Raw genomic sequence first — 10,252 nt, forward strand, 5'->3', positions numbered from 1 at the left:
AAGATCATCGACAAAGGCGTCGATGTGCTGATCGCCACACCGGGCCGTTTGCTCGACCATCTGGAGCGCGGCAAGCTGATTCTGACTGATGTGAAGATCATGGTGGTGGACGAGGCCGACCGGATGCTCGACATGGGGTTCATCCCCGATATCGAGGAAATCTTCAAACGCACGCCGTTTACGCGCCAGACGCTGTTTTTCAGCGCCACGATGGCGCCCGAGATCGAGAGAATCACCAACACGTTCCTGTCGAACCCTGCCAAGATCGAAGTCGCCCGCGCGGCAACGACGAATGTGAACATCAAACAGGGTGTCGTGATGTTCAAAGGAACATCAAAGCCCAAGGAGCCGGCGGAAAAGCGCGAATTGCTGCGCAAGCTGATCGACGCCGAAGGCGACGCCTGCACCAACGCGATCATTTTTTGCAACCGCAAGTCGGATGTCGATATCGTTGCGAAATCACTGAACAAATACGGCTATGATGCCGCCCCGATCCACGGCGATCTGGACCAGTCGCACCGGACCCGCACGCTGGAAAGCTTCCGCGATAACAAGCTGCGCTTTCTTGTGGCATCTGATGTGGCCGCACGCGGTCTGGATATTCCGGCGGTCACGCATGTCTTTAACTATGACGTGCCCAGCCATGCCGAAGACTATGTGCACCGGATCGGGCGCACCGGTCGCGCAGGCCGCACAGGCACCGCGATCATGATCTGCATGCCAAAGGACGACAAAAACCTCGAGGATGTGGAACGTCTTGTGAACGAGACAATCCCGCGTCTGGAAAGCCCTCTGGGCAGTGTGCCTGCACAGGATGACAAACCGCAGCAGGCCGAAGAAAAGCCAAAGCGCACCCGCAGCCGCCGCAGAAAAGACGAAGCACCTGATGTGAAGGTCGCGGAAAAACCTGCCGAAGCCGCGCCGCAGGACGAAAAGCCGGAACCCCAAGAGCAGCCACAGCGCGACGAAACGCCCAGACAGGACCGTGGGCGCAGTGGCCGCGGACGTGGGCGCAACGAAACCGAGGTCGTCGGCATGGGTGAAGAGACGCCCGCGTTTATCGCCAAGAGCTTTGCCGAGCGCGCGAAAGAGTAGAAGGCGTGTCGGGGTAGACCCCCGACACCACACTTACCCCAGCCTGCTTATAATCACGGTCACTTCCGGCTTCTTGCCGATTTCGGCCTGCGCGGAACGGCGTGCGATCATCTTGAGCTCTTTTTCGAGCTTGTCGTCGTCGCGCAGCGTTTTCGCATTGGCGCGATTCACGAACTGGCTCAGGTCTTCTTCGACGACATCGACCAGGGCGGCGTTGTTCCGGCCCGTTTCGGGCAAGCCCATGATTTCAACCCAAGGGTCGCCCAGCGGTTCGTCGTTTTCATCGATGATCAGCGTCACGATCAGATGCCCGTTCAGTGCCATGCGAATACGGTCGCGCACCACGCCGTCCAGCGCGCCGATCTGCACGGAACCGTCCAGATAGGTGCGCCCCGTTTCGATATATTCGGCCACGGTGGGCTGATTGCCGGACAGGTCGATCATCATGCCGTTGACGGCGACGATACCCGACAGGCCGCTTTGCGCAGCCAGCTTGACATGTTCGCGCAAGTGCCGGTGTTCACCGTGCATCGGGATGAGCGTTTGCGGTTTGGTAATCTGGTGCAGCCGCTCCAGATCAGGGCGGTTGGCGTGGCCGGACACGTGATATTTGCCGCCCGCATCGTCAATCACATCGACACCCAGTTCGGACATCTGGTTCATGATGCGGATTACGCCGCGTTCGTTGCCGGGGATGGTCTTGGAGGAAAAGAGGAACGTATCCCCATCCTTCAGCTTGATCCCCATGTAATTGCCCTGCGCCAGTTGCGCCGAGGCCGCACGCCGTTCACCCTGAGAGCCTGTCACCAGCAACATCACGTTTTCACGGGGCATTTGCAGCGCATCTTCGGGGGATACGACAGGAGGGAACCCTTCGAGAATCCCCACCTCGGTCGCCGCTTCGACCATGCGGCGCATCGCGCGGCCCAGCAGGACAACCGAACGATCCGCCTTTTGGGCAGCAATCGCCAGCGTCTTCAAACGTGCGATGTTGGAGGCAAATGTCGTCGCCACGACCATGCCGGTCGCCTCTTTCATCATGTCCACGATTGCATCGCCGATAGAGGATTCGGACCGCCCCGGATCAAGCGAAAAGACGTTTGTACTGTCGCAAACCAGCGCCTTGATGCCGTCCTTTGACACCTCTTCCCAAAGCGCCTCGTTCCACGGGTCACCGACCACGGGGGTTTCATCGATCTTGAAGTCGCCCGAGTGCAGAACGCGACCTTCGGGTGTGTCGATCAACAGACCCGCACTTTCGGGAATCGAATGGCTGATCGGCAGGTAAGAGACCGTCAATGGCCCGCATTTGATCATTTCAGGGTACACACCCACGACCTTGACGACCGATGGCGGATGCCCGTGTTCTTCAAGCTTGCGCCGGGCGATATTGGCAGTGAAGGCGCGCGCGTATACGGGTGCGCCAAGCCGTTCCCAATAGTGGCCGATCGCACCGACGTGGTCTTCATGCGCATGGGTGATGAAGATACCTTCGATCTGCGCCTTGCGCGCCTCGAGCCATGAAATGTCAGGCAGGATCAGGTCCACCCCCGGAGAGCCGTCCATATCGGGAAAGGTCACACCCAGATCGACCACGATCAGCCGCTCTTTGCCCGGCTTTCCGTAACCGTAGACATAGGCGTTCATGCCGATTTCACCGGCGCCTCCAAGTGGTAGATAGATCAGGCGGTCGTTCATGCGTTATCCTTGTTGTACGTATGGATCACGGTCAGTCCGTGAATTGTCAGATCGTCCTCGAACGCGTCAAACAACGGTTCGGACTGTTGGAAAAGTGGCGCCAAACCGCCGGTCGAGATGACCTGCATCGGGATGCCGCGCTCTGCCTTGATCCGCGCGCATATCTCACGCACCAGCCCGATGTAACCCCAAAAGATACCTGATTGCATGCAAGCCACCGTATTGGTGCCGATCACAGCCTGCGGTACGGTGATATCTACGTGCGGAAGCGCGGCTGCGGCGCTGTGCAGCGCCTCAAGCGACAGGTTCACACCCGGCGCGATGACACCGCCGACGTAGGCACCATCTTCGGCCACCACATCAAAGGTCGTCGCCGTCCCGAAATCAACGACAATCAGGTTGCCCCCGTGCCGGTCATAGGCCCCCGCAGCATTGACCAGACGGTCCGGCCCCACTTGCGTGCCTTCATCAACGCGCGGCTGTGCTGGTAACAGACACTCCGGTTTGCCCACGACGATGGGACGGCAGTTATAGTAGCGATCCGCAAAGACCCGCAGGTTCCAGACCACACGCGGCACGGTCGAGCTGATGATGACCTCGTCGATCATCACATCGACCTCCTGAAACCGCATCAGCGTGGACAGCCAGACATAGTATTGATCCGCCGTGCGCTGCCATTCAGTGCTGGTGCGCCATGTCGCGATGAATTCGTCGCCGTCCCAGATTGCAAACACGGTGTTGGTGTTGCCGCAGTCGATCGCCAAAAGCATAGGGCCGCCTCCTCTTAGAAAAACACGTCTGCTGCCGATATCGCCCGAGGGCCGGTGCCGGTAATCAGGACAAGGTTGCCGTCACCGTCGATGCTGTCAAAGATGCCGGTTACATCCTCGCGGCCCGTGCGCGCTGTGATCACTTCACCCAAGCGTGCGGCATTGGACATCCAGTCGTCGCGGATGCGGCTAAAGCCAAGGCGCAGCAGCTTCGCCTCTTGCGTGGCATAGGCGTCGGCAAGTGTGGACAGAAAATCCAGCGGGTCCACCTCGCCGCCACCCGCATCAGCCAGACAGGTGGGTGGAAAACTGGCGTTCTGCACCCCTTTGGGTGCATGGCGCAGGTTGACGCCGATCCCGATCGACAGCCAATCCACGAAAGGGCCCTGCCCGCTGCTTTCCAACAGAATTCCCGCAACCTTGCCCCCTGACAGCAAGACATCATTGGGCCATTTGAGCGCAAGCTTTTCGGTGGGCACATAAATGGCCAGCGCCTGATAAAGCGCATTGGCCGCAAGGAAAGACCTTTTGGCCGCTTCGGCTGCGGTCGCTTCGGGCTTGAAGATCAGTGAGGCGTTCAGGTTTCCCGCTGGCACAACCCATGCCCGCCCGCGCCGACCACGGGCCGCAGTCTGGGTTTTTGCCATGATCCATGTGGGGCGGTCGATATTTTTTACCTGCCGCGCTGCTTCGGCCATGGTGCTGTCAACAGTGTCAAGCACGACGCAGGCATAGCCTTCCGGCCATGGCCCATGCCCTGCCGCGTTAGTTGACAAGCGTCGCTGCCGCTGCTGCAGCGATAGGCTCGATCCCGAAAAGGTTCACGACCCCAAGCAACATCACCGCAGCAGAACCCATCAAAAAGATCCATAAAACTGGATTCATCTTGCCGTCGAGCTGTTCGCCCTCTTCGCCGAAGTACATGTAATAAACGATGCGCAGATAGTAGAAGGCACCGATCACCGATGCGATCACACCCGCCACCGCCAGCCATGCCAACCCGCCGTCATAGGCCGCACGCAGCACGTAGAATTTGCCGAAGAATCCGACCATCGGCGGCACACCTGCAAGGCTGAACAGCAGTACCAGCATCGCAAGCGCACGCAGCGGTTGCTGCTTGGAATACATCTTGAGGCTGTCAATATTCGTCACAGGCCGCCCGTCACGCTCCATCGCGAGGATAAAGGCGAAAGTGCCGATGTTCATGGTCACATAAATCGCCATGTAGATCAGCATCGCCTGCACACCAAACGCGGTACCTGCGGCCAGTCCCATCAGCGCAAAGCCCATATGCGCGATAGAGGAATAGGCCATCAGGCGTTTGATATCGCGCTGCCCGATCGCAGCGATCCCGCCAAGGAACATGGACGCCACGGCAAGGAACGCCACAATCTGCTGCCAGTCGCCGACAATGCCACCGAATGCGTCATGAACAACACGCGCAAACAGGGCCATCGCAGCGACCTTGGGCGCGGTTGCAAAGAAGGCCGTGACCGGCGTGGGCGAGCCTTCATAGACGTCCGGTGTCCACATGTGGAACGGGGCCGCGGAGACCTTGAAGGCAAAACCCGCGATCAGGAACACAAGACCGAACAGCAGGCCAAGCGAAGGTTCGTCCGCCGTGGCCTCTATGATACCCGCAAAGAGCGTGGTGCCTGCAAAGCCATAGGTCAGCGATGCACCATAAAGCAGCAAACCGGAAGACAGCGCGCCAAGAACAAAGTATTTCAGGCCCGCTTCGGTCGATTTCACGCTGTCTCGGCGCAGGGATGCCACCACATAAAGCGCCAGCGACTGCAATTCGAGCCCCATGTATAGCGCCATCAGATCGCCCGCCGATACCATGACCATCATGCCGACAACGGCAAGTGCCACCAAAATAGGGTATTCAAACCGCAGCAACCCGCGCCGCTGCATGTAGTTTTCCGACATCAGAAGGACTGCAGCGGCCGATACAAGGATCACAACCTTGGAGAACCGCGCGAATCCGTCATCCACGAACATACCGCCAAAGGCAATATTCGTGCCCTGCCCGTTGATGGCGATCCAGACCGCCAGCAGCACGAACAGACCGGATGTCGCCCATGTCAACAGGGGGGCCATGCCGTCTTTGGTGGTGTAGACTGCGGCCATCAATGCGCCCATGGCATAGACCGCCAGCACAATCTCGGGCATCAGGATTTGGATATCAGCGCCAATCATAACGGGCTTTCCTTAATTCGAAGCGAACTGCGTGGCGGCCTCGAAGGTTGCCAGTGCAGTTTCATAGTTGCCGACAAGCGCGGATACGCTCGGGCCGATAATATCGAGGACCAGTGCAGGGTAGACACCCAAGAGCAGCGTCATCGCCACCAGCGGCGCAAAGATCATCCGCTCGCGCGTGGTCATATCCTTGATCGTCTTGAGGCTTTCCTTGATCAGGTCGCCGAAGACGACGCGGCGATAGAGCCACAGCGCATAAGCCGCCGACAGGATCACACCGGATGTCGCGAAAACGGCGATCCATGTGTTCACCTGAAAGATGCCCATCAGAACAAGGAATTCACCGACAAAGCCCGATGTGCCCGGCAAACCCACGTTTGCCATCGTGAAGAACATGAAGATCAGCGCATAGGCCGGCATCCGGTTGACCAAGCCACCATAGGCGTCAATCTCGCGGGTGTGCATCCGGTCATAGATCACGCCGACACACAGAAACAGCGCACCGGAAATAAAGCCGTGGCTGATCATCTGGAAAATCGCACCGTCGATGCCCTGCTGGTTCACCGCAAAGATACCCATGGTCACGTATCCCATATGGGCGACAGACGAATAGGCAATCAGCTTTTTCATGTCTTCCTGCACAAGTGCCACCAGTGAGGTATAGACAATGGCGATGGCGGAAAGTGTCAGAACCAGCGGCCCCATCACCTCGGAGCCGACAGGGAACATCGGCAGGCTGAAGCGCAGAAAGCCGTAGCCGCCCATTTTCAAAAGAATCGCGGCGAGCACCACAGAACCCGCCGTTGGTGCCTGCACGTGCGCATCCGGCAACCACGTGTGGACCGGCCACATCGGCATTTTCACCGCGAAGCTTGCGAAGAACGCCAGCCACAGCAGCGTTTGCATCCCACCGACGATCTGCACACCCAACAAGCTGAAGTTTTCGGTGCCGAAAGTATGTGTCATCAGCGTCGGAATGTCGGTCGTACCAGCAGCAGAGAACATCGCCACCATGGCAACAAGCATGAGCACCGAACCAAGGAAGGTATAAAGGAAGAACTTGAAGGATGCGTAAATCCGGTTCTTGCCACCCCAGATACCGATGATCAGGAACATCGGGATCAGACCTGCCTCGAAGAAGAGGTAGAACAACACCAGATCAAGCGCGAGGAACACGCCCAGCATCAGTGTTTCGAGGATCAGGAAAGCGATCATGTATTCCTTGACCCGCGTTTTCACGTCCCAGCAGGACGCGATCACCAACGGCATCAGGAAGGTGGTCAGCATCACAAACAGGATCGAAATACCATCGACACCCATCTTGTATTGCAGCCCCAGCAGCCAGTCGCGGGTTTCCACCATCTGGAAACCGGTGTCGGCAGCGTTGAAGTTGCCCAGAATAAAGAGCGAGCAAATGAACGTCACCGCCGTCGTGACCAGCGCCACCCATTTCGCATTGCGCTGTGCGGCCTCATCTTCACCGCGCAGGAACAGCGCGAGAATGACCGCGCCCAGGAGCGGCAGGAACGTTGTGAGTGAAAGAATATTGCCCATTAGTTCGCTCCCCCGAACAGCGTCATCCAGGTGAGAAGGACCGCGATGCCCAGAACCATCGCAAAGACATAGCTAAAGATGTAGCCCGACTGCGCGCGCCCGGCGAGGCGCGTGAGAAACGGGACGATGCCCATAGCGACACCATTGATGCCGCCATCGATTGTCTTGGTGTCACCCTGCTTCCACAGGATGCGGCCCAAGGCGAATGCGGGGCGTACGAAGATGAAATCGTAGATTTCGTCAAAGTACCATTTGTGCAGCAGAAACTGATACAGGGGGGCCTGTTGCTTGGCCAGTTTCGCAGGCCAGTCGGGACGGCGGATATACATCTGATATGCCAGACCGAAGCCTGCAAGCATTGCAACGAACGGTGCGAGCTTGACCCAGACAGGCACCTCATGCGCGTCGTTCAGCACATGGTTGTCGGGGCTGTTGTGGATCGCCCCTTCACCGGGTGCGCCGACAAGGTTGTAGTGGGCCTTGCCGTGATCACCTTCGGCTGCCGCTTCGCCATTCTCGGAGGCTTCCGCATATGGCACCCCGAAGAACTTGCCGACCTTATCGTTGGACCCGAAGAAAGAGCCGTACCAGACCATGCCGGAAAACACCGCGCCAACGGCCAGAATATAAAGCGGCACCAGCATGGAATTAGGGCTCTCATGGGCATGGTCATGGGTGTGCTTGTCACCGCGCGGGGTGCCGTAGAAGGTCAGGAACATCAGACGCCAGCTGTAGAAACTGGTCATCAGCGCCGCCACGACAAGCATCCAGAACGCATAGCCGCCAGCGGTGGCTGCATAGGCGCTTTCGATGATGGCGTCCTTGGACACGAAACCTGCAAAACCAATCGGGAAGCCCACATAAAGAAGCGGAATACCGACGCCCGTAATCGCCAGCGTGCCGATCATCATCATCCAGAAGGTCTTGGGGATCTTATGGCGCAACCCGCCATAGTTCCGCATGTCCTGTTCGTGGTGCATCGCGTGAATGACCGAACCGGCCCCAAGGAACAGCATCGCCTTGAAGAAAGCGTGTGTCAGCAGGTGGAACATCGCAACCGAATAAACGCCAAGGCCGGCGGCGACGAACATGTAGCCAAGCTGCGAACAGGTGGAATAAGCGATTACGCGCTTGATATCGTTCTGGACCAGACCGACGGTGGCTGCAAAAAATGCAGTTGTCGCACCAAGAAAGACGATGAATGTCGTCGTCGCCTCGGCATATTCCATCAGCGGTGACATGCGGCAAACAAGGAAAACACCGGCGGTGACCATGGTCGCAGCGTGAATCAGGGCCGACACAGGTGTCGGGCCTTCCATCGCGTCAGGCAGCCACGTGTGCAGGAAGAGCTGGGCCGATTTACCCATCGCACCGACAAACAGCAGGAAGGCAATCAGGTTCAGCGTATTCCAGTCACGCCACATGAAAGTGATCGCATGGTCCTGTAGATCAGGAATGGCGGCAAAGATATCGTCAAACCGGACGCTGTCAGTAACAAGGAACAGCGCAAAAATACCCAGCGCGAAACCGAAATCACCCACGCGATTGACCACAAAGGCCTTGATCGCTGCCGCACCGGCAGACGGCTTGCGGTAGTAGAAACCGATCAGCAGGTAGGAGGCGGCGCCTACGCCTTCCCAGCCAAAGAACATCTGCACAAGGTTGTCGGCAGTCACCAGCATCAGCATCGCGAAAGTAAAGAACGACAGATAGGCAAAGAAACGTGGCCGGTAGCTTTCGTGTTCTTTGAAATTCTCGTCATGGGCCATGTAGCCGAATGAATACAGGTGCACGAGGGCCGACACCGTGTTGATCACGATCAGCATGATCGTGGTCAGGCGGTCCATGCGGATCGCCCAGTCCGTGCTGAGCGTACCGCTTTCGATCCAGCGCAGGATGTTGACGGTGTAGGTGCCGTCGGGATGCGCAGAAGGATCAAATGTCAGGAACACGACCCACGACAGAATCGCGGCAAGAAACAGAAGGCTTGTCGCGGTCCATTGCGCGGCTGTCTCACCGATCAGCTTCCAACCGAAACCGCAGAGTATGGCCCCCACCAGCGGGGCGAATAGGATGATGGTTTCCATTGGTCTTAACCCTTCATCACGTTGACGTCTTCAACGTCGATGGTTCCACGGTTGCGGAAGAAACACACAAGGATCGCAAGGCCGATCGCAGCCTCGGCGGCGGCGACGGTCAGCACGAACAGAGTAAAGACCTGACCGACCAGATCACCCAGATAGCTGGAGAACGCCACAAGGTTGATGTTCACCGCCAGAAGCATCAGTTCGATGCTCATCAGCAGGATGATCACGTTCTTGCGGTTCAGGAACAACCCGAAGATACCGATGACAAACAGGGTAGCCGCCACTGTGAGATAATGTTCAAGTCCGATCATGAGGACAGTCCTTCGATCTGGTTCGCGGTGAAGATTTTTCGCGAAAAATCTTTCATTACAGGCCCTGCCCCGGTTTGACATCCTTGAGTTCCATCGCCTTGGCCGGATCGCGGTACATCTGCGCCAACACGTTCTGGCGTTTGATGTCAACACGGTGGCGCAACGTCAGTACAATGGCACCGATCATCGCAACCAGCAGGATCAGCCCCGAAAGCTGGAACAACAGGATATATTTGTCATAGATCAGCATACCCAGCGCACGGGTGTTATCGAGATCACCGGCTGGAGCCGCGATCCGTCCCTCGACCCCGTCAGAGTAGCCCCAGACGCCAAAGGCCAGCGCCAGTTGCATCATGATCACGACGCCAATCAGCAGCGCCAACGGCAGATATTTCGTCATTTCCGCCTTCAGTTCCGCGAAATCCACGTCAAGCATCATCACAACGAAAAGAAACAGCACCGCAACCGCGCCCACATAGACGATAATCAGCAACATCGCTACGAATTCGGCCCCCAAGGTCACGAAAAGACCGGC

9 protein-coding genes are annotated in these 10,252 nt (G+C 57.8%); 1 reads left to right on the top strand and 8 read right to left on the bottom strand.

Annotation, left to right across the window (positions count from 1 at the left end; all coding sequences use genetic code 11):
* On the top strand, window positions 1-1,095 hold a 1,095-nt coding region (locus R6T97_RS14465), incomplete at its 5' end, for a DEAD/DEAH box helicase (protein WP_410349999.1).
* Between the two features lie 33 nt (window positions 1,096-1,128).
* Here the strand turns inward: R6T97_RS14465 and R6T97_RS14470 are convergent.
* The 8 genes from R6T97_RS14470 to R6T97_RS14505 all read right to left on the bottom strand — a co-directional run.
* The gene (locus R6T97_RS14470; protein ID WP_410350000.1) at window positions 1,129-2,793 is read right to left on the bottom strand and encodes a ribonuclease J; all 1,665 of its coding nucleotides are present in this window, start codon (window positions 2,791-2,793) and stop codon (window positions 1,129-1,131) included.
* Window positions 2,790-3,563 carry a type III pantothenate kinase gene (locus R6T97_RS14475; RefSeq protein WP_410350001.1) on the bottom strand — a complete coding sequence of 258 codons (774 nt, stop codon included), beginning with the start codon at window positions 3,561-3,563 and terminating at the stop codon, window positions 2,790-2,792. The genes R6T97_RS14470 and R6T97_RS14475 overlap by 4 nt, the downstream gene beginning before the upstream one ends.
* 14 nt (window positions 3,564-3,577) lie before the next feature.
* A complete protein-coding gene (locus tag R6T97_RS14480) occupies window positions 3,578-4,339 on the bottom strand; it encodes a biotin--[acetyl-CoA-carboxylase] ligase (protein ID WP_410350002.1) in 762 nt (253 codons plus the stop codon).
* Window positions 4,329-5,765: an NADH-quinone oxidoreductase subunit NuoN gene (gene nuoN, locus R6T97_RS14485; RefSeq protein WP_410350003.1), complete on the bottom strand. Its 1,437-nt coding sequence runs from the start codon at window positions 5,763-5,765 to the stop codon at window positions 4,329-4,331. The genes R6T97_RS14480 and nuoN overlap by 11 nt, the downstream gene beginning before the upstream one ends.
* Before the next feature lie 12 nt (window positions 5,766-5,777).
* Window positions 5,778-7,319 (bottom strand): NADH-quinone oxidoreductase subunit M, encoded by a 1,542-nt coding sequence (locus R6T97_RS14490; protein WP_410350004.1) that lies wholly within the window; start codon window positions 7,317-7,319, stop codon window positions 5,778-5,780.
* Window positions 7,319-9,406 (bottom strand): NADH-quinone oxidoreductase subunit L, encoded by a 2,088-nt coding sequence (nuoL, locus tag R6T97_RS14495; RefSeq protein WP_410350005.1) that lies wholly within the window; start codon window positions 9,404-9,406, stop codon window positions 7,319-7,321. The genes R6T97_RS14490 and nuoL overlap by 1 nt, the downstream gene beginning before the upstream one ends.
* Before the next feature lie 5 nt (window positions 9,407-9,411).
* Window positions 9,412-9,717, bottom strand: a complete 306-nt coding sequence (gene nuoK, locus R6T97_RS14500) for an NADH-quinone oxidoreductase subunit NuoK (RefSeq protein ID WP_306164457.1) — start codon at window positions 9,715-9,717, stop codon at window positions 9,412-9,414.
* Window positions 9,718-9,772: 55 nt separating this feature from the next.
* The coding region (locus tag R6T97_RS14505) for an NADH-quinone oxidoreductase subunit J (protein WP_410350006.1) at window positions 9,773-10,252 on the bottom strand (480 nt) is incomplete at its 5' end.

The organism is Yoonia sp. (assembly GCF_046498525.1).
Classification (GTDB): Bacteria; Pseudomonadota; Alphaproteobacteria; order Rhodobacterales; family Rhodobacteraceae; genus Yoonia.

What these genes read in the sequence shown, in the direction of transcription:
- R6T97_RS14470 (WP_410350000.1), bottom strand. Translation starts at nt 2,793, where the DNA reads ATGAACGACCGCCTGATCTATCTACCACTTGGAGGCGCCGGTGAAATC.
- R6T97_RS14475 (WP_410350001.1), bottom strand. Translation starts at nt 3,563, where the DNA reads ATGCTTTTGGCGATCGACTGCGGCAACACCAACACCGTGTTTGCAATC.
- nuoN (WP_410350003.1), bottom strand. Translation starts at nt 5,765, where the DNA reads ATGATTGGCGCTGATATCCAAATCCTGATGCCCGAGATTGTGCTGGCG.
- R6T97_RS14490 (WP_410350004.1), bottom strand. Translation starts at nt 7,319, where the DNA reads ATGGGCAATATTCTTTCACTCACAACGTTCCTGCCGCTCCTGGGCGCG.
- nuoL (WP_410350005.1), bottom strand. Translation starts at nt 9,406, where the DNA reads ATGGAAACCATCATCCTATTCGCCCCGCTGGTGGGGGCCATACTCTGC.
- nuoK (WP_306164457.1), bottom strand. Translation starts at nt 9,717, where the DNA reads ATGATCGGACTTGAACATTATCTCACAGTGGCGGCTACCCTGTTTGTC.